Below are 18,859 nucleotides of genomic sequence, written 5' to 3'. Positions count from 1 at the left end.
GATTGCCATGACGAAAATATGGAACCGCGACGGCTTCGTGGAAAACGATCCCTGGGTGATTGAAACGGAGGAAGTGAAGGCGACAGCCGAGCAAAAGCCGGTACTGCCGCTTGCCGATTTCCTCGTGCGTGCCGCTGAAAGCAACGATATCGGCCTCGGCGTTCTGATCGCTCCGGCTGACGATGTCACCCAGCTTGAGCCCTATCTGGACCGCGTCGACCTTGTCGCCGTCAGCTTTCCGGCCTTCAATGACGGCCGTGGTTTCAGCCACGCCTCGCTGCTGCGCAGCCGTCTTGATTTTGCGGGCGAGGTGAGGGCGGTTGGCGATGTGCTGATCGACCAGGTGCCGCTGATGCTGCGCACGGGCTTTACCAGCTTTGCGGTGACGAACGCGACGGCGATCCGCCGTCTCTCCGAAAATCGCCTCCCGGAAATTTCGGTCTATTACCAGCCGACGGCCCGCCCGGCTGCTGGCGGAGAGGCTTATAGCTGGCGTCGTCGTGCGGCCGGTTGACGCATGATGCGAGAAATATGAGTTTTAAATACATATTTCCTGCGCACATGGCAGTATTGACATTCTCATGCCTTCAAACGGCGACAAAAATGGTATAATTGCCCGGTCGGAGAATGTCGCTTATCGAATAGGAATGGACGGAACCTGAAATGAACGCGCCAGCCAAGACGGAAGATTTCGCGATCAAGATACCTGATGGTGTTTACGCCGAGACGGTTTTATCGGTGGAGCACTATACCGATCACCTGTTCCGTTTCCGCATGACACGTCCGGCCGGCTTCCGTTTCCGTTCCGGCGAATTCGCCATGATCGGCTTGATGGTTGGTGAAAAGCCGATCTATCGCGCCTATTCCATCGCCAGCCCCGCCTGGGACGAGGAACTGGAATTCTTCTCGATCAAGGTTCCGGATGGTCCGCTGACCTCGCATCTTCAGGCGATCAAGCCCGGGGATACCGTTTTGATGCGCAAGAAGCCGACAGGCACGCTGGTTCTCGATGCGCTGACACCCGGCAGACGGCTTTATATGTTCTCGACCGGCACCGGCATCGCGCCTTTCGCGAGCCTGATCCGCGACCCGGAAACCTATGAGAAGTTCGAGGAGGTCATCCTCACCCATACCTGCCGCGATGTGGCCGAGCTGAAATACGGCTTCGATCTGGTTGAGGAAATCCGTAACCACGAATTCCTGAACGAGATCGTCGGCGACAAGCTCAAGCACTATGCAACGGTCACCCGCGAAGATTACCCCTTCAAGGGCCGTATCACCACGCTGATCGAAAACGGCAAGCTGTTTGCGGATCTGGGTGTTCCGGCACTCGATCCCGAGATCGATCGCGGCATGATCTGCGGTTCTTCGGCCATGTTGAAGGACACCAAGGAACTGCTTGAAAAGGCCGGCCTTACCGAAGGCGCCAACAACAAACCCGCGGAGTTCGTGATCGAGCGCGCTTTCGTCGGATGACGTCGAATTTCTTTTGCAGACGAATAAAACAGGAGGCCGCAAGGCCTCCTTTTTGTTTCAGGGGTCGGTTGCGGTGTTGGGGCGGCAATTCAACGGGCTGGAACATCCTGCGGCGATCGCGCGTTAGCTTTCAAACGAAACCGAACCGACGAAGTCGCCCAATGAAAAAAACTGGAACAATCCGCACCTCAATCATCGCCGTCACGGCGGGATTTTTCGCCGCGATGCCTGCAGCCGCCGACGAAAGCTCCTTCCTGTCGTCGCTGGAAGGCAAATGGACTGGCAAGGGAACGGTGATCACCCGCATCGGCATGCCACCCATCAATGTCAATTGCACATTGAGTTCCGACGCAAAGGCGACGGCGTTGCGCATGTCGGGCACCTGTCGTGGTCTCGTGGTTGTAAGACGCGCTATCGCTGCTGATCTTGCCGCCACCGGCGCGCGTTACAGCGGCACCTATACCGGCCCCTCCGGTCGTCCTTCGGCGCTGGCCGGCAACCGCCAGGGAAATGCGATCAATCTCACCGTCCGCTGGAACCGCGAAATCAATGGCGACCGCGTCGCGGCCATGACCATCGAAAAGGTCGGTGACAACGGCCTGCGGCTGCGCACCACCGACAAGGACGGCAGGACCGGCAAGACGGTGGTGACAAGCGATATCCGGCTTGTGCGCTGATCGGCGTCCCTTAACCGGTCCCGGAATGGTACTGTCTCAGGAGACGTTGGCAATATCCGCCACGGTTTTATTGCGCCCGCTATTCTTGGAACGGTAAAGTGCCGCATCGGCGCGGGCATAGGCTGATGAAAAGTCTTCGCCCGGACGTATCGACGTCAGCCCGAAACTGGCGGTCACGGGAACATCCGCTGGAAAATCCAAAAACAGCGCAGGCACGCCCTGGCGGATTTTTTCAACCAGCGCCGTTGCCTCCGCAATGTCCGGGCGGGCCATGAACAGCGCAAATTCCTCTCCGCCCATTCGTCCCGCCATATCATCGGCACCGACGAAACCGCGAATATGATCGGCAAAACGACGGATCACCTCGTCGCCCGTCGCATGGCCGAAACGGTCGTTGATCGCCTTGAAGCGGTCGAGGTCGGTCACGACCACGATTCCTCGTTCGCCGCGGGGCCGGGCCGTCCTTGCCATGACGCCTTCCTCGAAACCGCGACGGTTGAAGAGGCCAGTCAGGAAATCATATCGCGCCTGCCGCTGCAGTTCGCCGGCAAGATCGGCCGAGACTATCAGAAGCGTCAGGATACCGCTTGCGATCATGCCGGTCGGCGTACCGATCGACAGGACGATGATGAAGGCCGCGTCGGAAATCTCACCGCCGGATCGCGCAAGCCAGGCGGCGACTGCAACGCTCGTGATATAAATGCCAAAGACGGTCATGGCCCAGCGGACGGTTCGCCCGACGCCCGTCGCCCGCCTCAACGTATGCACGATGATGCCGACCAACGCCGCATCGGCAATGGCCGTCATCATTCGCGAGGCCATGCGCCATTCCACGAGCTGGAAAGCCCAGACCACAAGAATGAACAGGGTGGAAATGATCCATACGATCGCAACACTATTGCTGTTGCGTTTTGCCCGCAGACGAAAACCCCAAGCCAGCAGTGCGAAACTGCCGATCGAGGCATGGCAGGCGAGCATGGCCGTCAGCGATTGATGATCGGGAAACAATCCGCCAACAATGCGCAGCCCGTGGCCGATGGCTGACGACATGAAGGACAGGGCCCAGATCATGGCGTGTTGCTTCAGCCCGAAATGCCGCCAAGCGACCAGCAGCGCCACGCCAAAAAGCAGGCTCACGACAACGATGCTCAGCGATGTGACGACGGTAGAAAGCATAGCCGGATTTAAGGGCCGCGGATGAACAAAGCTTTACGGCGAAAGCCCTTATATCTTCGCCTTCGCATGAATTTCAATCCCGCTTCTTTACCCGTGCATGGAGCATTTCCAGGAAAAGTGGCCACCGGTTTTCCGTCCGGAAATGCGACAAAATAAAAAGTTAGGGTGTTTTTCGTGATCCGAAGAAAAGCGAAAACGCTCAAACGAGGCTGTCGGCAATGCAGATGCTTAGCTGAATTCGAGCAGCAGAGGGCAATGATCCGAGACTTCCGGCTGTCTCACGACATTGAAGTGATCGACCTTCACGGCCGGGTTGACCAGCATGTAATCCGCATAACGGTTCTGTTTGGCGTAATGTGATGTCCGCGTGTCGGTGAAGCCGCGTGTCGTGACGAGTTCGACAAGATCCAGCTCTTTCAGCACCGCGAATGTCTCGCTGTCAGGCAGAACATTAAAATCGCCGCAGACGATGACCCTGTCGCCATCTTCCATAATGTTTTTGACAAGCTGAACGAGGCGCTTTGCCTGCGCCAGACGGGCAGGGCTGTCGTATTTGCCATCGAGGTCCCGCAGCCCGTGCATATGGGCGATGACGGCTGGCTGGCCGGCCACGAAATCAAAGACACGGATGGCATGGCCGGTGCGTGACCTTGGGTGATCGCCGTATCCGTCGGCGGAGAAAGCGCCGTGCACGAAACCCTGGGTCTGCGCGACAATGGCAATGGATTTGCGCACGAAGGTCGCCAGCCCCCATTGGGAGGGATAACTGATCTCACCATGAAAGAGATCGCCCTGCGCCGCCGGGCAGAAGATTGCCAGATGATCAGGCAAGGCTTCGGCGACGTCACGCAGAAAATTCGCCCGCTGCGGCAGGTCAATGCCGTGATCGCGATAGGTCAGCCACTCCTGCGTGGCCGCCGGAGTATGAATGACTTCCTGCAGGCACAGAATATCGGGGGCGGATGCAGTGAGATAAGAAACAAGCTCGTCGTGGAGTTTGCCACCCCAGCCGTTCAGGCAGATCAGACGCATTTCCTCTCCATGGCCAAGGATTTCACGAACCGGTTTAGCATGGAACGAGGAGCGATCAATCGTGCCTCCCTTTCCTCGAAGCCGGAAACCTTGCAGGTGAGATATGAAAGAATGGATCGTTCTTTACGCAGGCTGCTGAGCCTCTCGACCCTCATCCTCGGGCTTGACCCGAGGATGAGGGTGAGTGTCTGGAGATATTTGCCCATTACTCTAGGCCCGGATTGCTCCGGGCCTTCGTATGTTGGTTTGTACTGATGCCTTATTCAGCGGCTTCGGCGTAAGCTTCCATCGGCGGGCAGGTGCAGATGAGGTTGCGGTCGCCATAGACATTGTCGATGCGGTTGACCGGCGACCAGTACTTGTCGATGCGGAAGGCGCCGGGCGGGAAGCAGCCCTTTTCGCGGCTATAGGGACGATCCCACTCGCCGACGAGGTCTTCCACCGTATGCGGGGCGTTCTTCAGCGGATTATTGGTCTTGTCCGCACGGCCTTCCTCGATGTCGCGGGCTTCCTCACGGATCGCCAGCATGGCATCGCAGAAACGGTCGATTTCCGCCTTGGTCTCGGATTCCGTCGGCTCGATCATCAGCGTGCCGGCAACCGGCCAGCTCATGGTCGGCGCGTGGAAACCGCAGTCGATGAGGCGCTTTGCAACATCGTCCACCGTCACACCGCAGCTATCCGCCAAGGGCCGGGTGTCGATGATGCACTCATGCGCCACACGTCCCGTTTCGGACTTGTAGAGCACGTCGTAAGCGCCCTTCAGCCGCTCAGCAATGTAGTTGGCGTTGAGGATCGCAACCTTGGTCGCCTGCGTCAGCCCTTCGCCGCCCATCATCAGGCAATAGCTCCAGGAGATTGGCAGGATCGAGGGCGAGCCGAAGGGGGCAGCCGAAACCGCACCCTCGCGACCGTCCGTCGAAGGATGGCCGGGAAGATAGGGGGCAAGATGCGCCTTGACGCCGATCGGCCCCATGCCGGGGCCGCCGCCGCCATGCGGAATGCAGAAGGTCTTGTGCAGGTTGAGATGCGAAACATCAGAACCGATATCACCGGGACGGGCAAGGCCGACCATGGCGTTCATATTGGCGCCGTCGAGATAGACCTGACCGCCATGCTTGTGGGTGATCTCGCAGATCTCGCGAACCGTCTCCTCGAACACGCCGTGGGTGGACGGATAGGTGATCATGCAGCACGAGAGGTTTTCCGCATACTGCTCTGCTTTTGCACGGAAATCATCGATATCGATGTCGCCATTGTCCCGCACCTTCACCGGCACGACTTTCATGCCGACCATCTGCGCCGAGGCAGGGTTGGTGCCATGCGCCGAGGTGGGAATGAGGCAGACGTCACGATGGGTGCCGCCATTGGCGAGGTGGTAGTTGCGGATGGTCAGAAGCCCGGCATATTCCCCCTGCGCGCCGGAATTTGGCTGCATGGAGAAGGCGTCATAACCGGTGACCGAGCACAGCTTTTCGGAGAGATCGTCGATCATTTCCTTGTAGCCGAGCGCCTGATTGGCCGGTGCGAAGGGGTGGATGTCGGAGAATTCCGGCCAGGTGATCGGCAGCATCTCCGCAGTTGCGTTCAGCTTCATGGTGCAGGAACCGAGCGGGATCATCGAGCGGTCGAGCGCGAGATCACGGTCCGAAAGGCGGCGGATGTAACGGGTCATCTCGCTTTCGGCACGGTTCATGTGGAAGATCGGATGCGTCATGTACTGGCTGGTGCGCAGCAGCTCTTTCGGAAGGCGATATTCCGGCTCGAAATCCGAGATCGAGAAATTGCCGCCAAATGCGCGCCACACGGCTTCCAGCGTTGCCGGGCGTGTGCGCTCGTCAAGGCTCATGCCGATCTTGGTCGCGCCCACCTTGCGCAGGTTCACGCCTTCGGCAACAGCCGAGCGCAGGATGACGCCCTGCATGTGACCGACTTCGACGGTGATCGTATCGAAGAAGGTCTCCGGCTCGATGGTGTAGCCGAGCTTTTCCAGCCCCTTGGCCATCAGCACGGCCTTCTGGTGGGTTTGCTGGGCAATCGCCTTGATACCCTGCGGGCCATGGAAGACGCCATACATCGAGGCCATAACGGCCAAGAGCACCTGCGCCGTGCAGATGTTGGAGGTGGCCTTTTCGCGGCGGATATGCTGTTCGCGTGTCTGCAGCGACAGGCGATAGGCGCGGTTGCCACGCGCATCGACCGAAACGCCGACCAGACGGCCGGGCATGGAGCGCTTATGCGCATCCTTCACGGACATATAGGCAGCATGCGGGCCACCGTAACCGACCGGAACGCCGAAACGCTGCGAAGTGCCGATGGCGATATCCGCGCCCATTTCACCTGGAGACTTCAACAGCGTCAGCGCCAGGAGATCGGCTGCAACGGCGGCGATGGCGCCGGTCTGGTGCAGGCGGGAAATCAGACCGGAGAAATCGCTGACATGGCCGTGGGTGCCCGGATACTGGAAGATCGCGCCGAACACGTCGACCGGGTCGAGATCGGTGAACGGGTTGCCGACGATCACCTTCCAACCAAGCGGGGCCGCGCGGGTCTCGATCAGCGCGATGGTCTGCGGATGGCAATTGGCATCCACGAAGAAGGCGGTCGCCTTGGACTTGGCGACGCGCTGGCACATGGCCATGGCTTCGGCAGCCGCCGTCGCTTCATCGAGCAGCGATGCGTTGGCGACATCGAGGCCGGTCAGATCGCAGACCATGGTCTGGTAGTTCAGCAGCGCCTCAAGACGGCCCTGGCTGATTTCCGGCTGGTAGGGCGTATAGGCGGTGTACCAGGCCGGATTTTCCAGAATATTGCGCTGGATGACCGGCGGCGTGATCGTGCCGTAATAACCCTGACCGATCAGCGAGGTCAGCACCTGGTTCTTGTTGGCCGTTTCGCGCAGGCGGTCGAGCGCCTCGCGTTCGGTCAGCGCAGCACCCCAGGTCAGCGGTACCTTCTGGCGGATGGAGGAGGGAACGGTGGCGTCGATGAGGGCGTCGAGGCTCTTGTAGCCGATGACCTTCAGCATCTCCGCCATTTCCGACGGCGACGGCCCGATGTGACGCCGGTTGGCGAAATCATAGGGCTGATAGTCGGTGAAATGGAATTCTGTGGGCGTCGTCATTACGCGATCAGCTCCTTGTAGGCTGCCTCGTCGAGCAGCGTATCGGCATCTGCGGCGTTTGAGAGCTTCAGCTTGAAGAACCAGCCGGCACCCTGCGGATCGGAATTGACCAGCGAGGGATCGTCGACAATGGCCTGGTTGATTTCCACCACTTCGCCATCCAGCGGACAATAGACATCGGAAGCCGCCTTGACGGATTCAACGGTCGCCGCGTCGCCATCCTTGGAGAAGGTGGCGCCCACTTCCGGCAATTCGACAAAAACGAGATCGCCAAGCTGTTCAGCGGCGTGGCTGGTGATGCCAACGGTGGCGATATCGCCTTCGAACTTCAGCCATTCGTGTTCTGCGGTAAATTTCAGCATCGTATTTTCTCCGGAGATGGGATGAAGATTATCGTTTGTAGGTGGGCTTGATGAAGGGCAGGGCAGCGACGGTGACGGGCAGATATTTGCCGCGCACTTCCGCAAAGGCAGCCGTGCCGGGAGCAGCGTGGGAAACAGGCACGTAACCCATGGCGACGGGACCTTCAACCGAAGGACCGAAACCGCCCGAGGTCACTTCACCGATCTCTGTCTTGCCTTCGGCATCCGCAAACAGCTTCGAATGGCCGCGCACCGGCGCCTTGCCTTCCGGCTTCAGGCCGACGCGACGGCGCGATGTGCCGTCTTTCAGCTCGCCGAGAATGCGTTTCGCACCCGGAAAACCGCCTTCGCGATCGCCACCGGCGCGGCGCGCCTTCTGGATCGCCCATTCGAGCGAAGCTTCGATGGGGGAGGTCGTGGTGTCGATGTCATTGCCATAAAGACAAAGGCCGGCTTCCAGACGCAGGCTGTCACGCGCGCCAAGACCGATCGGCTCGCAATCGGGATGTTCGAGCAGGGCCTTGGCAATCTCTTCCGCCTTTGCGGCGGGCACGGAAATCTCAAAACCGTCCTCACCGGAATAACCGGAGCGGGAAACGATGCAGGGAACATCGTGCAGCGGAACTTCCAGCACGTCCATGAACTTCATTTCAGATACGCCTGCCCACAGTTCGGCCAGAACTGCTTCAGCGCGCGGTCCCTGAAGAGCGATCAGCGCCCGATCATCGAGCAGGGTAATTTCACACTCATCGGAAAGATGCGCCTTCATATGGGCGACATCGGCGTCCTTGCAGGCCGCGTTGACGACGACAAAAAGATGATCGCCGCGATTGGTGATCATCAGGTCGTCCAGGATGCAGCCGTTCTCATCGGTGAAGAAACCGTAGCGCTGGCGGCCTTCCTTGAGACCGAGAATATCGACAGGCACCAGCTTTTCCAGTGCAAGCGCTGCGTCGGGATTGTTGCCGGACTTCGCCTTCACGATCACCTGGCCCATGTGGGATACGTCGAACAGGCCGGCGGAGGTACGGGTCTGAAGATGCTCCTTCAGAACGCCCGCCGGATATTGCACCGGCATGTCGTAACCGGCGAATGGCACCATGCGGGCGCCAAGCGAAAGATGCAGGGAATGCAACGGCGTGATGTCAAGCTCGGCGGTATCGTCCAAGGACGCCTCCAGGGTTGCGCGAAAAACCGCGCGGGCTCAGGTCATGGCGTGAAAAACACGCCGGGTTCAAGAGCCCCCTCTGTCCTTGTCGCCTGAGATTGTTATCCCTTCGGCGAGCCGTCCTTATGAAAGGTGGCTTCTCTCCAGAGTTCCGTCATCACCGCTGGTCCTTTTGCCTGAGAGTTTCCGGGGCGGTTGCTCCTTCGGCACCGCATTGAAGCGGCTTCTCCCAATGGTGATGCGACGCTCATTATCTGCGAAGCCCCGCTGTTGGCAAGGACCAAATGACGCATCTGAACAGATTCTTGCTCCATCTGCGCCATCGCCACCGAAAGACGCAGTCAATCGTTTGGAGGCGGTGTGCCATCAGTCTGATTTTTTCTCCGGCAGGCCCTTTCGTTTTGTCGATGCCAGTTCATCAAGTTCCTTTTCTGTCATGGACTTCTCCATGCTTTTTGAAGCACCTTGTAAACTGGATTTTTTGACTTCGCCGCGTTTTGCGGCCAGTGCCGCACCTGCTGCTTTCTGTTGCGCTTTCGACTTGGCTGGCATGTTGGATCCTCCTTCCGGAACGGTCTTGTCGCGAGGGAAATGTTGCGCTCCAACGATGGTTCCCTTCGAGAGGTTGGGGCTGCGGCAAAATTCCCCTTTGAAATCGGCGAGAAAGAGGGGTATCGCGAGAATATGGACGTAAATCGAAAACGACGGCTGGCAGGGGTGGAGAAAATGCTTCGCATTTTCTGTGCAGCCCTGATGTTGTCGCTCGGTTTCGCGCACAAGCCTGCACTTGCCGCCGCCCCGGAAGTCGTGCTCGATGAGAGTTACCGGCTGCCGGACGGAACCTTTGCCGAGATTTGTCTGGGCCACAGCGGTGGGGTGAATGCCTCGCATGCCAAGGATGGCCCCGCCCATTCCAGCGACGCAATCCTGTTTTGTGAGGCGTGCCTGCTGGCCTCATCCATTCTTGTACCGGTCCCCGATGCGGCGGGCTGGCTCAGAACAGAATTCGCCTGGCTCGAAAATCGCTTATCCGCGGAGTGGACTTTCCGCTCGGTCCTGACGATCCGCAAACCGGCTGCACGCGGCCCGCCATCCCTGTCCGCCTGATCTCCTCGTTTCACAGGATCATCGCCGCCGGCTGGCGGCAAGCAATGGCTGCACTGCTTTATTGGCATCAGTCGCAAGGACAAGACACATGAAAACCACCAAGATCATCACCTGCACTCTGTTCATGGCCTCCGTCTCGACGGCACAAGCTTTCGCTCACGCGACCTTCGTTGACGGTTCGGCCGAACAGGACAGTACCATCGTTGCGGCACTTCAGGTGCCGCATGGTTGCGATGGCGGACTTGCCACCACCGAAGTGCAGATCAAGCTGCCGGAAGGCTTCATTTCCGCCAAGCCACAGCCAAAGGCCGGCTGGGAACTGGAGATCATCAAGGGCGACTATCAGAAGGCCTACAAGAACCACAGCAAGGAGATCAAAAGCGGGCCGGTCGAAATCCGCTGGAAAGGCGGCAACCTGCCGGACGAGTTCTACGACACCTTTGCCGTGCAGGGAAAAATTTCCGGCATAGAGGCGGGGCAGGACCTGCCCTTCAAGGTGACGCAGCTTTGCGGCGACAAGGGCAAGGTTTCGTGGGATGAGGTGGCGGCCGCTGGTGTCGATCCTCATTCGCTGAAAAGCCCGGCTCCGACCATCCGTGTTACCGAAAAGGCCCATGCTGGCGGACATGATCACTCTGCCATGGCTATGGCCATGGATATGGATGTCGTAAAGGCCGGCAGCCTCGAACTCTCCGCCGGCACGACAAAGGCGATGCTGCCGGGTCAGCCCGTTGGCGGCGGTTACGTGACGATCAAGAATACCGGTGACAGTGACGACAAGCTGATTGGCGTCGAATCCCCAGCCGCCGGCCGTGCCGAAATTCACGAAATGGCCATGGTCAACGACGTCATGAAGATGCGCAAGCTGGATGACGGCGTCGTCATTCCCGCCGGCCAGACCGTGGAGTTGAAGCCGGGCGGCCTGCACATGATGTTCTTCAACGTGAAGAAGCCTTTTGCCGAAGGCGACAAGGTGCCGGTAACACTGATCTTTGAAAAGGCCGGCAAGGTCGAGATCGTGCTTTCCGCCGGCTCGGCCAAGGGCGATGCTCACCAGCATAATTGATAACTAAAAAACGGCTACCGGAACGCGTGACAAGTCCGGTAGCCGCAAGCTTTTTAGATTATGTCCTTGCTTTCAGCGCCGTGACGGAAAAGGCGTGATGGCCATCGCCTCCGTGATTTTTCCGGCATTCGGTGAGAAATATTTAGAAAAACAGCCTGACATCAGCCTGAATGCAAAAGCGGAACATTAGATGTGTCAGATATAAGAGGTAAGATTAGAATATTCACATATCGATTTGATTTGGATTGATATTTTCCGCATGGGTTGCGGCGTTGTTTTCCTCATAGGCTTCCACGGCCTGATCGAGTGTCGCCTGTCGTTCGTGACGCTGGCTGGCGACTGTCAGGAAATAAAGCGTCAGGGCGGGCGGCTTGATCGCCGTCATCAGGGATCTGAGCTGGAAGTCGTCTCCATGTTCCGCCTTGCGCGCCAGTTCGTGAATGGCCTCTTCAACCTCAGTTCTGCGCGGTACGCGCTGCGAAGGCTTCACGGCCTCAAGCGCATAGGCAGCCGTATTTGCTGAAACGGAAAGAACCTGTGTCATCCAACCTCCGGCCATCTTCGCCGACCTCTTAAAGAACGGAGATTAGCATCTGCGCCTTGTTGGAAGGCTAAATCGCGCAGCTGTAATTTAATCGTATTTTAATGGACGAAAGTGCCGGACAAAGGGGTTTCGCGTGCCGTTTCTATGGTCTAGAAATGCATCGGACAGCCCGGTCCGGCAATTTCCTCCGGAGACAATCCCTCATGGTGAATATCGTTCTCGTCGCCGCAGGCGGCGCAATCGGTTCCGTATTCCGTTATCTGGTCGGTGTCTGGAGTGTGCGGCTGGCGGGGCCGAACTTTCCCTGGGGAACGCTGGCGGTCAATGTGGCCGGGTCGTTCCTGATCGGTCTTTTGGTCGAGCTTGTGGCAAGGCGTCTCAATGCGTCGATGGAAATGCGGCTGTTCCTCGTCACCGGCGTGCTCGGCGGGTTCACCACCTTTTCGTCCTTTTCGCTCGATGCGGTTGCGCTTTTTGAACGCGGCGCGCTCGGTCTTTCGGCCGTTTACGTCATTACAAGTCTTGTGGTTTCCATAGCCGCGGTTTTCGCCGGGCTGGCCTTGGGCCGCAGTTTGTTCTAAAGGCTTGATCCAAACGGCGCGCCGGAGATATGGGCGTGCGATCAAGACAGAGAGACTGGAAATTTCATGGCAGGTATCGAGCATATCAAGGTCGAGGCCGACGAGGCCGGTATGCGCCTCGATCGCTGGTTCAAGATTCACTATCCGGGTTTGGGTTTCGGGCAATTGCAGAAGCTGTTGCGCTCCGGACAGGTGCGCGTGGATGGCGGCCGGGTAAAGACGGATGCGAGAGTGCAGCCGGGACAGATGGTGCGCGTGCCGCCGGTCGATTCCGACCTCAGGGTCAAAAGCGGACCGATCGGGTCGAGGGACCTCAAACATTCCGAAGACGCAGAGCTTCTGGCGCGCATGCTCCTGCATGAGGACGACAAGGTTTTTGTTTTCAACAAGCCGGCCGGCATTGCCGTTCAGGGCGGCTCCGGCGTCAACCGCCACATCGACGGACTTCTGGAGGCCTGGACCAGCCCGAAGGGCGAAAAGCCGCGTCTGGTGCACCGCCTCGACCGCGACACCTCCGGCGTGTTGGTGGTCGCCCGCACCCGGGGCGCTGCGCAGAAGCTGACGGCCGCCTTCCGCGAGCGGGATACCAAGAAGACCTATTGGGCACTGGTCAAGGGCGTTCCGCGCAAGCATCAGGACAAGATTTCCACCTGGCTGGTCAAGGAACAGACGGCGGACGGCGACCGCATGCGCATTGCCAAGCACGGCGAGGAGGGGGCGGATCACGCCATTTCCTATTACCGTGTCATCGATACCGCCGCGCAGAACCTCGCCTGGCTGGAGATGGAGCCCTATACCGGCCGTACCCACCAGCTGCGCGTCCACGCCCTGCATATGGGACACCCGATCATCGGCGATCCGAAATATTATATCGACGATCCGAACTGGGACTTTCCGGGCGGCATCCAGAAGCGCCTGCATCTGCATGCGCGCCATATCGACATTCCGCATCCGAATGGCGGCCGGCTTCGCGTCAGCGCGCCTTTGCCGCCGCATATGGTACAGACTTGGAACTTGCTCGGTCTAGACGTGGCCGATGGCGACAGGGAAGACTAAAAGTTGATGAAACTCGTTCTTTTCGATTGCGATGGCACGCTGGTGGATAGTGCGGGTCTCATCCATGCCGTCATGTCCGATACCTTCGCCGATTTCGGAAAGCCGCGTCCGGATATCTCGCAGACCAAGGCGATCATCGGCCTGACGCTCGATATCGCCATCGCCCGCATGCTCGGCAAGACGCATGTGGATGACGAGGCGCTGGCGATGACGCAGCGCTACAAGGAAATCTATCATCCGGTCCGCGCCCGTCCGGGCATGATCGAACCGCTTTTCGACGGCATCGCCGCGCTGATCGACACGCTTTCGAAGCGGGACGATGTGCTGATCGGAGCGGTCACCGGCAAAGGCCGTCGCGGCCTGACCCATATTCTCGAAACGCATGGTTTTACCGATCATTTCATTGTGTCGCGCACGGCGGATGATTGTCCTTCCAAACCACATCCGGCCATGGTGATGGAATGCTGCCATGAAACCGGCATGGTTCCGGCCGACACTGTCGTCATCGGCGATGCGATCTACGACATGCAGATGGCCAAGGCTGCGGGCGCGAAAGCAATTGGCGTCGCCTGGGGATATGCGTCGGTCGATGACCTCTGGAAGGCCGGCGCCGATGCGGTTGTCAGCCACCCGTGCGAAATTTCGGCCTATGTTCCCGCCGATATTCCTGAATGACCCTTTCTATTCGACTGATGAGGACGTGCCATGCGTGATCTCCTGAACGACCTTACGGAGGGCCTGAGCCATCCCGATCCGATCCTGCGCGCGCAAATCCAGATGCAGAAGCCTTTGCCGAAGCGCTTCTATAAGGATGTCACCGTCGCGGAAGCCGAAGATGGCGGCTTCACCATCCTCCTCGATGGCAAGCCGTTGCGCACACCCGCCAAGAAGCCGCTCATCGTGCCGTCAAAGGCGCTTGCCGGCCTGCTTCGCGATGAATGGGATGCGCAGAAGGACGTCGTCAATCCGGTGGTCATGCCCGTATCCCGGCATGTGAACACGGCCATTGACGGTGTCGCCAACGACACCCAGGCCGTTTTTGAGGATATACTCCGGTTCTCCTCATCCGATCTTCTGTGCTACCGCGCCGGCGATCCGGCCGCACTGGTTCAACGCCAGACGGACCATTGGGATCCTGTGCTTGACTGGGCAGCCAATGTGCTTGGCGCGCGCTTTATCCTTGTTGAAGGCGTCATGCATCGCGAGCAGCCGAAGGAGGCCATCGCCGCCTTTTCCGTCACGCTCAGAAAATACGATAAGCCGATCGCGCTTGCCGCCCTGCACACCATGACGTCGCTGACCGGCTCCGCCATTCTGGCGCTGGCGCTGGCGGAAGGAGAGCTGACGCTCGAGGAAACCTGGGCGCTGGCACATCTTGATGAGGACTGGACCGCCGAGCAATGGGGCGAGGACGAGGAGGCGCTGGAGCGCCGCACCGTCAGGCTCATCGACATGCGCGCGGCCCTCAATGTTCTCGAGGCGCTGAAGAGCGCGTCTTAACGCTTTTCTAACCCTGATATCAGAACATGCGGTTACCTCACGTTAGGGGAGCCGCAGATCATGATCATAATGCTGAAACGCCTTGGCATCGTTGTGCTGGCGTGTTTCACGCTCATGTCTTTCAGGCTTGAACCGGAAGCGACCAATGCCGACCGGCTGCTTTACGATGTGCGCGGCGCATTTGTCGCGGCAAGGCCCGATGTCGCGCCGGCGCTGATGCAATCCATTCATGCGCAGGTGCAAAACGCCATCAAGACGACGGCGCGCGGCGAAATCAGACCGCGCGTGGTGCTGACCATCCGCCTCGCTTCCGTCACGCGCGGCCCATTTCTCTTCGGAGAACGGGCATCCGCCAAGGTCATCGTGCGCGCCGCCGCCGTGGCGACGGGTGAGGTAATCGCCGAAGCCAAATTCACCGCTACCGTCGTCAGCTTCGACAACCGGTCGATCGAGCAGGAACTTGCCTATGGCGTTGCGGAACGTGTCATCCGCGAGTTCCGGCTGAGCCGGCCCGGTCCGACAACGCTCGCGACGGCATTGTTTCCGTGAACCGCAGCGGAAACCTGAAGATAAAAGAGAGCAGGGAATCCTGCTCCAAGACTGACTACAGACACCGAGAGCCTACACCGGCTTTTTAAGAAGACCGGTGGCCAGGGCTTGGAAGGCCTCGACAGCCTTCGGCAGAACTTTCTCGGGCTTGTCGCTGGCAGCAATCCACAGCGCGGCATTGAGCGCGGCGCCACTTAGAAGTCGGGCCGCAGCTTCCGCGTCGACTGGTTTGAGGATTCCCTGCTCGATCAGCCGTTGTACCGTCCGCTTTGTTACCTGCAGGCAATTGTTCTGGCTGGGCCATTGCGACGGATCGCCGAGTACCGCCGGCCCGTCGAGCAGAACGATACGTTGCACTTCCGGATCAAGCGCCATCTCGATATAGGCGACACCTTCAGCCAGCAAACCCTGCCAATCGTCTCCCGCGCGTGCCCCGATTTCCTGGGCGCGTGACGCCATTTCAGAATCAATCTGATTGACGGCTGCGGCCAGAAGGCCCCGTTTATCCCCGAAATTATGATAGAGCGCGCCCCGCGTCAGACCGACTTCTGCGGTCAACTCGTCCATGGATGCAGCCGCATATCCTTTTTCGGCAAAGATCTTGCGCGCAGCTGCGATCAGCCTTGCGCGGTTCTCCTCCATTGTCTCGGCCCGTCGTCTCGCCATCGGCTCCTCAAATTCACATGCATCACGTATATGAACTTGACATACGGCGTGTATGTCAGCTATTTCACATACACACCGTATATGGAATGAGGCAGCTTGTGAAGCTTTGAAAAGCTCTGTTGCGCTCATCGGTGCAAATTCAATCATGAAAAAGAGAGATTCAAAATGACTGAGCGCGAAGCAATTTTTCCCGCAAACAGACACGCTCTTTACGAGGAGCATGGTTACTCGGCCGCTATCCGGTCCGGCGACCTTGTATTCGTTTCAGGCCAGGTTGGCAGCCTTTCCGATGGGACGCCAGAGCCCGATTTTGAACGTCAGGTCCAGCTGGCTTTCTCAAATCTCAAGGCGACGCTGGAAGCGGCCGGCTGCACATTCGACGATATTGTCGATATAACGACGTTCCACACGGACCCCGAAAACCAGTTCGGGACCATCATGGCCGTCAAGCAGCAGATTTTCAGCAAAAAGCCTTACCCGAACTGGACGGCAATCGGCGTCAACTGGCTCGCCGGTTTCGATTTCGAGATCAAGGTCATCGCCCGCATACCGGCAGGCGCATAATTCCTATGTCGGGAAACCTCTGCGAGACGGTGTTCTGAAAACGCCGTCAAGCCGCCGTTCTTCTACCCTTCAACCAAGCCGCTCGGCATGCCATCTCAAATGGTCATCCATGAAGGTGGAGATGAAATAATAGGAGTGGTCATAACGCTCGTGCATGCGCAGTGTCAGGCCGATCTCCGTGCCCTTGATCGCTTCTTCGAACAACCAGGGCCGCAGCCCGTTTTCAAGGAAACTATCGGCTTTGCCCTGGTCGATCAGGAATTCAGGAAAACGGGCGCCGTCCTCGACCAGCGAGCAGGCGTCATATTGCCGCCATGCGGCCGGGTCCGTGCCGAGATATTTTTCCAGCGCCGGTTCGGACCAGTCGGCGGAGGAGGGCGCGACGATGGGAGCAAAGGCGGAGCAGCTTCTGAAGCGGTCGGGGTTCTTCAGGGCAATGGTCATGGCGCCATGCCCTCCCATCGAATGGCCGAAAATGGCCTGGCGGCTCATATCCGCGCGGAAATGCTGGCCGATGAAGGCCGGCAGCTCTTCCGTCACGTAGCTGTACATGCGGTAATGCTCGGACCATGGCTCCTGCGTGGCGTCGAGATAAAAACCGGCGCCCTTGCCCATCTGCCAGTTGGTCAGCTCGTCAGGCACGTCATTGCCACGCGGGCTGGTATCCGGGCAGACGACGATGAGCCCGAGTTCGGAAGCCATGCGGCGATATTCACCCTTTTCCATGACATTGGCGTGGGTGCAGGTGAGGCCGGAGAGATACCAGACAACCGGGCAGGGCTCCTGGATCGCCTTTGGCGGCACGTAAACCGCAAAGGTCATCTCGCAGTTCAGGGTTTCGGATGCGTGCGAAAATACGCCCTGCATGCCGCCAAAGGCCGTATTTTGCGAAATGATGTTCATGAAGCCATTCCCTTGAGAAGATTTCCGTTCAGCCTGCAAGCGAGACTGCGGCATTGACCGCCGCCGCAACCAGAACCGTGTTGAAGAAAAAGGAGACGATGGAGTGCAGCAGCGTGACCTTGCGCATGGCGGTCGTGGTCACCCCCACATCCGATGTCTGTGCCGTCATGCCGATCACCACCGAAAAATAGAGGAAGTCGTAACCGCAAGGCTCTTTCGTTGCCGGAAAATCCATGCCGCCGCGATGCTGGCGCTTGCCGTCTACCGTGGTCGGCCTCCAGTAAAGATGAGCGTAATGCATGGCCGTCATGGTGTGGATCGTCAGCCATCCGAAGATCACGGAGGCGAAGGCGATGAGCAGCGTCCAGACAGTTTCGCCGCTATGGTTGAGCGCCTGAAACAGCGACACGACGGCGACGCCGACCGCAAGCAGCGTGATTGCAATGATGGCGATTGCGGGCAGGTCGTCGCTGTCAGCGTGGGCTTTCAGATGCTGCGCCGTCAGTCCCGGCAGGTGAAAGGCGGCAAGCGTCAGATAGGTCAGGAAAAACAGAACCGCAGCGACCTCGATGGCGAGCGACGGTGCCAGCGTCAAGGCAAGGGCAAGGCCCAGGGCTCCAGCCAGAAAAGCGATGACGAAGGGTTTATGGCGGCGATAGACGTTGCTTCTCGGGGTGGCCGGGGTCATGGGCTGCGCCTTTCTGTTTGCGCGCTCATTTTTTGACACGGCGGCAGAAACGGTCAAGCGTCTCCAGAAAGGCGGAACGGTCGCGCGGCGAAAAAGCCGCATTATATCCCTTGCTCTCGCCGGTTTCGCGCAAATGAGCGCCAAGATCGCGCATCGCCGTCGCCATGCCGATATTGGACGGATCGAAAACGCGGCCCGTCGGCCCCGTCACCAGCGCGCCCTTGGCAACGCAACGCCCGGCCAGCGGCACATCGGCAGTGATGACGATATCGTTTTCACCCGCATGGTCGGCGATCCAGTCGTCGGCGGCATCGAAACCCGCAGATACGATGACGTTTTTCACCATCGGATCCCGCGAGGGGCGCAAACCGGAATTGGCGACGAAGGTCACTTCCAGCCCATGCCGTTCCGCCACCTTCAGTATCTCCGGTTTCACGGGGCAGGCATCGGCATCGACATAGATCTGCGGATTTTGCGACATGGATACTCTTTGCGGATAATTTCTGCGTCGCTTTTAAGGGTAAACGCCCCGATTACCAAGCCCGTTATCTTCGAAAATATGGCGCGAGGCACAACAGGGCAGACGCTTGCGGCCACCACGCAATTCGCATACGTTCACT

General features: G+C 58.9%; 22 protein-coding genes and 1 riboswitch. Of the genes, 11 read left to right on the top strand and 11 right to left on the bottom strand.

Going from position 1 to position 18,859, the window contains the following annotated elements:
- Positions 1-7: 7 nt before the first annotated feature.
- The 3 genes from OK142_RS01825 (at position 8) to OK142_RS01815 (ending at position 2,153) form a co-directional block, all read left to right on the top strand.
- Positions 8-514: a DUF934 domain-containing protein gene (locus OK142_RS01825; protein WP_003496115.1), complete on the top strand. Its 507-nt coding sequence runs from the start codon at positions 8-10 to the stop codon at positions 512-514.
- Positions 515-663: 149 nt separating this feature from the next.
- Positions 664-1,476, top strand: a complete 813-nt coding sequence (locus OK142_RS01820; RefSeq protein ID WP_003496113.1) for a ferredoxin--NADP reductase — start codon at positions 664-666, stop codon at positions 1,474-1,476.
- Between the two features lie 161 nt (positions 1,477-1,637).
- Complete coding sequence (locus tag OK142_RS01815) at positions 1,638-2,153, top strand: hypothetical protein (RefSeq protein ID WP_003496111.1); 516 nt, start codon at positions 1,638-1,640, stop codon at positions 2,151-2,153.
- Between the two features lie 36 nt (positions 2,154-2,189).
- Here OK142_RS01815 and OK142_RS01810 read toward each other — a convergent pair whose 3' ends face one another.
- From OK142_RS01810 to OK142_RS01785, 6 genes are all read right to left on the bottom strand, one after another.
- Positions 2,190-3,290, bottom strand: a complete 1,101-nt coding sequence (locus OK142_RS01810) for a GGDEF domain-containing protein (RefSeq protein ID WP_498680842.1) — start codon at positions 3,288-3,290, stop codon at positions 2,190-2,192.
- A gap of 267 nt (positions 3,291-3,557) precedes the next feature.
- Entirely contained in the window at positions 3,558-4,361 is an 804-nt protein-coding gene (locus OK142_RS01805) for an endonuclease/exonuclease/phosphatase family protein (RefSeq protein WP_498680841.1), read from the bottom strand.
- A gap of 259 nt (positions 4,362-4,620) precedes the next feature.
- Positions 4,621-7,485, bottom strand: coding sequence for an aminomethyl-transferring glycine dehydrogenase (gcvP, locus tag OK142_RS01800; protein WP_498680840.1), 2,865 nt, complete (start codon positions 7,483-7,485; stop codon positions 4,621-4,623).
- Positions 7,485-7,847 (bottom strand): glycine cleavage system protein GcvH, encoded by a 363-nt coding sequence (gene gcvH, locus OK142_RS01795; RefSeq protein ID WP_003502678.1) that lies wholly within the window; start codon positions 7,845-7,847, stop codon positions 7,485-7,487. Before gcvH ends, gcvP begins: the two co-directional genes overlap by 1 nt.
- 28 nt (positions 7,848-7,875) lie before the next feature.
- Positions 7,876-9,015 (bottom strand): glycine cleavage system aminomethyltransferase GcvT, encoded by a 1,140-nt coding sequence (gcvT, locus tag OK142_RS01790; RefSeq protein WP_498680839.1) that lies wholly within the window; start codon positions 9,013-9,015, stop codon positions 7,876-7,878.
- A 154-nt stretch (positions 9,016-9,169) separates the two neighbouring features.
- Positions 9,170-9,257, bottom strand: a riboswitch (glycine riboswitch).
- Positions 9,258-9,381: 124 nt separating this feature from the next.
- Positions 9,382-9,567 carry a DUF3008 family protein gene (locus tag OK142_RS01785; RefSeq protein WP_003496099.1) on the bottom strand — a complete coding sequence of 62 codons (186 nt, stop codon included), beginning with the start codon at positions 9,565-9,567 and terminating at the stop codon, positions 9,382-9,384.
- A gap of 132 nt (positions 9,568-9,699) precedes the next feature.
- Here OK142_RS01785 and OK142_RS01780 point away from each other — a divergent pair, with 132 nt between their 5' ends.
- Together OK142_RS01780 and OK142_RS01775 are read left to right on the top strand one after the other, a co-directional pair.
- On the top strand, positions 9,700-10,122 hold the full coding sequence (locus OK142_RS01780) for a hypothetical protein (RefSeq protein WP_216331296.1): 423 nt from the start codon (positions 9,700-9,702) through the stop codon (positions 10,120-10,122).
- 88 nt (positions 10,123-10,210) lie between these two features.
- A complete protein-coding gene (locus OK142_RS01775) occupies positions 10,211-11,188 on the top strand; it encodes a copper chaperone PCu(A)C domain-containing protein (protein ID WP_498680838.1) in 978 nt (325 codons plus the stop codon).
- A 223-nt stretch (positions 11,189-11,411) separates the two neighbouring features.
- On the opposite strand, the gene OK142_RS01770 is transcribed toward OK142_RS01775, so the two are convergent.
- The gene (locus tag OK142_RS01770; RefSeq protein WP_003496089.1) at positions 11,412-11,732 is read right to left on the bottom strand and encodes a hypothetical protein; all 321 of its coding nucleotides are present in this window, start codon (positions 11,730-11,732) and stop codon (positions 11,412-11,414) included.
- 203 nt (positions 11,733-11,935) lie between these two features.
- Here OK142_RS01770 and crcB point away from each other — a divergent pair, with 203 nt between their 5' ends.
- From crcB to OK142_RS01745, 5 genes are all read left to right on the top strand, one after another.
- Positions 11,936-12,313, top strand: coding sequence for a fluoride efflux transporter CrcB (gene crcB, locus OK142_RS01765; RefSeq protein ID WP_003496087.1), 378 nt, complete (start codon positions 11,936-11,938; stop codon positions 12,311-12,313).
- A gap of 66 nt (positions 12,314-12,379) precedes the next feature.
- Positions 12,380-13,369 carry an RluA family pseudouridine synthase gene (locus OK142_RS01760; protein WP_003496085.1) on the top strand — a complete coding sequence of 330 codons (990 nt, stop codon included), beginning with the start codon at positions 12,380-12,382 and terminating at the stop codon, positions 13,367-13,369.
- A 6-nt stretch (positions 13,370-13,375) separates the two neighbouring features.
- Positions 13,376-14,044 carry an HAD family hydrolase gene (locus OK142_RS01755; RefSeq protein WP_498680837.1) on the top strand — a complete coding sequence of 223 codons (669 nt, stop codon included), beginning with the start codon at positions 13,376-13,378 and terminating at the stop codon, positions 14,042-14,044.
- A gap of 30 nt (positions 14,045-14,074) precedes the next feature.
- Positions 14,075-14,869, top strand: a complete 795-nt coding sequence (locus OK142_RS01750; RefSeq protein ID WP_498680836.1) for an ATP12 family chaperone protein — start codon at positions 14,075-14,077, stop codon at positions 14,867-14,869.
- Between the two features lie 60 nt (positions 14,870-14,929).
- Positions 14,930-15,418: a hypothetical protein gene (locus tag OK142_RS01745; protein ID WP_035242530.1), complete on the top strand. Its 489-nt coding sequence runs from the start codon at positions 14,930-14,932 to the stop codon at positions 15,416-15,418.
- A 72-nt stretch (positions 15,419-15,490) separates the two neighbouring features.
- Here the strand turns inward: OK142_RS01745 and OK142_RS01740 are convergent, their stop codons facing one another.
- Entirely contained in the window at positions 15,491-16,084 is a 594-nt protein-coding gene (locus OK142_RS01740) for a TetR/AcrR family transcriptional regulator (RefSeq protein ID WP_313608912.1), read from the bottom strand.
- A gap of 165 nt (positions 16,085-16,249) precedes the next feature.
- Here OK142_RS01740 and OK142_RS01735 point away from each other — a divergent pair, with 165 nt between their 5' ends.
- Positions 16,250-16,648, top strand: coding sequence for a RidA family protein (locus OK142_RS01735; RefSeq protein WP_003496079.1), 399 nt, complete (start codon positions 16,250-16,252; stop codon positions 16,646-16,648).
- Positions 16,649-16,717: 69 nt separating this feature from the next.
- Here OK142_RS01735 and fghA read toward each other — a convergent pair whose 3' ends face one another.
- The 3 genes from fghA to OK142_RS01720 are packed head-to-tail and all read right to left on the bottom strand — an operon-like array spanning position 16,718 to position 18,720.
- Complete coding sequence (fghA, locus tag OK142_RS01730) at positions 16,718-17,551, bottom strand: S-formylglutathione hydrolase (RefSeq protein ID WP_498680835.1); 834 nt, start codon at positions 17,549-17,551, stop codon at positions 16,718-16,720.
- 28 nt (positions 17,552-17,579) lie between these two features.
- A complete protein-coding gene (locus OK142_RS01725) occupies positions 17,580-18,239 on the bottom strand; it encodes a DUF1345 domain-containing protein (protein ID WP_313608907.1) in 660 nt (219 codons plus the stop codon).
- Positions 18,240-18,264: 25 nt separating this feature from the next.
- Positions 18,265-18,720, bottom strand: a complete 456-nt coding sequence (locus OK142_RS01720) for a YaiI/YqxD family protein (RefSeq protein ID WP_003496076.1) — start codon at positions 18,718-18,720, stop codon at positions 18,265-18,267.
- Positions 18,721-18,859: the final 139 nt, after the last annotated feature.

This window comes from Agrobacterium sp. BT-220-3, assembly GCF_025910175.1.
Classification (GTDB): Bacteria; Pseudomonadota; Alphaproteobacteria; order Rhizobiales; family Rhizobiaceae; genus Agrobacterium; species Agrobacterium oryzihabitans.
The sequence above is the reverse complement of the archived record's forward strand: the minus strand, read 5'-3'. Positions and strand labels throughout refer to the sequence as shown.

Coding starts and splice junctions, on each gene's coding strand:
- OK142_RS01825 (WP_003496115.1), top strand. CDS start 8: ATGACGAAAATATGGAACCGCGACGGCTTCGTGGAAAACGATCCCTGG.
- OK142_RS01820 (WP_003496113.1), top strand. CDS start 664: ATGAACGCGCCAGCCAAGACGGAAGATTTCGCGATCAAGATACCTGAT.
- OK142_RS01815 (WP_003496111.1), top strand. CDS start 1,638: ATGAAAAAAACTGGAACAATCCGCACCTCAATCATCGCCGTCACGGCG.
- OK142_RS01805 (WP_498680841.1), bottom strand. CDS start 4,361: ATGCGTCTGATCTGCCTGAACGGCTGGGGTGGCAAACTCCACGACGAG.
- gcvP (WP_498680840.1), bottom strand. CDS start 7,485: ATGACGACGCCCACAGAATTCCATTTCACCGACTATCAGCCCTATGAT.
- gcvH (WP_003502678.1), bottom strand. CDS start 7,847: ATGCTGAAATTTACCGCAGAACACGAATGGCTGAAGTTCGAAGGCGAT.
- OK142_RS01785 (WP_003496099.1), bottom strand. CDS start 9,567: ATGCCAGCCAAGTCGAAAGCGCAACAGAAAGCAGCAGGTGCGGCACTG.
- OK142_RS01780 (WP_216331296.1), top strand. CDS start 9,700: ATGGACGTAAATCGAAAACGACGGCTGGCAGGGGTGGAGAAAATGCTT.
- OK142_RS01775 (WP_498680838.1), top strand. CDS start 10,211: ATGAAAACCACCAAGATCATCACCTGCACTCTGTTCATGGCCTCCGTC.
- OK142_RS01770 (WP_003496089.1), bottom strand. CDS start 11,732: ATGACACAGGTTCTTTCCGTTTCAGCAAATACGGCTGCCTATGCGCTT.
- crcB (WP_003496087.1), top strand. CDS start 11,936: ATGGTGAATATCGTTCTCGTCGCCGCAGGCGGCGCAATCGGTTCCGTA.
- OK142_RS01760 (WP_003496085.1), top strand. CDS start 12,380: ATGGCAGGTATCGAGCATATCAAGGTCGAGGCCGACGAGGCCGGTATG.
- OK142_RS01755 (WP_498680837.1), top strand. CDS start 13,376: ATGAAACTCGTTCTTTTCGATTGCGATGGCACGCTGGTGGATAGTGCG.
- OK142_RS01750 (WP_498680836.1), top strand. CDS start 14,075: ATGCGTGATCTCCTGAACGACCTTACGGAGGGCCTGAGCCATCCCGAT.
- OK142_RS01745 (WP_035242530.1), top strand. CDS start 14,930: ATGATCATAATGCTGAAACGCCTTGGCATCGTTGTGCTGGCGTGTTTC.
- OK142_RS01740 (WP_313608912.1), bottom strand. CDS start 16,084: ATGGCGAGACGACGGGCCGAGACAATGGAGGAGAACCGCGCAAGGCTG.
- OK142_RS01735 (WP_003496079.1), top strand. CDS start 16,250: ATGACTGAGCGCGAAGCAATTTTTCCCGCAAACAGACACGCTCTTTAC.
- fghA (WP_498680835.1), bottom strand. CDS start 17,551: ATGAACATCATTTCGCAAAATACGGCCTTTGGCGGCATGCAGGGCGTA.
- OK142_RS01725 (WP_313608907.1), bottom strand. CDS start 18,239: ATGACCCCGGCCACCCCGAGAAGCAACGTCTATCGCCGCCATAAACCC.
- OK142_RS01720 (WP_003496076.1), bottom strand. CDS start 18,720: ATGTCGCAAAATCCGCAGATCTATGTCGATGCCGATGCCTGCCCCGTG.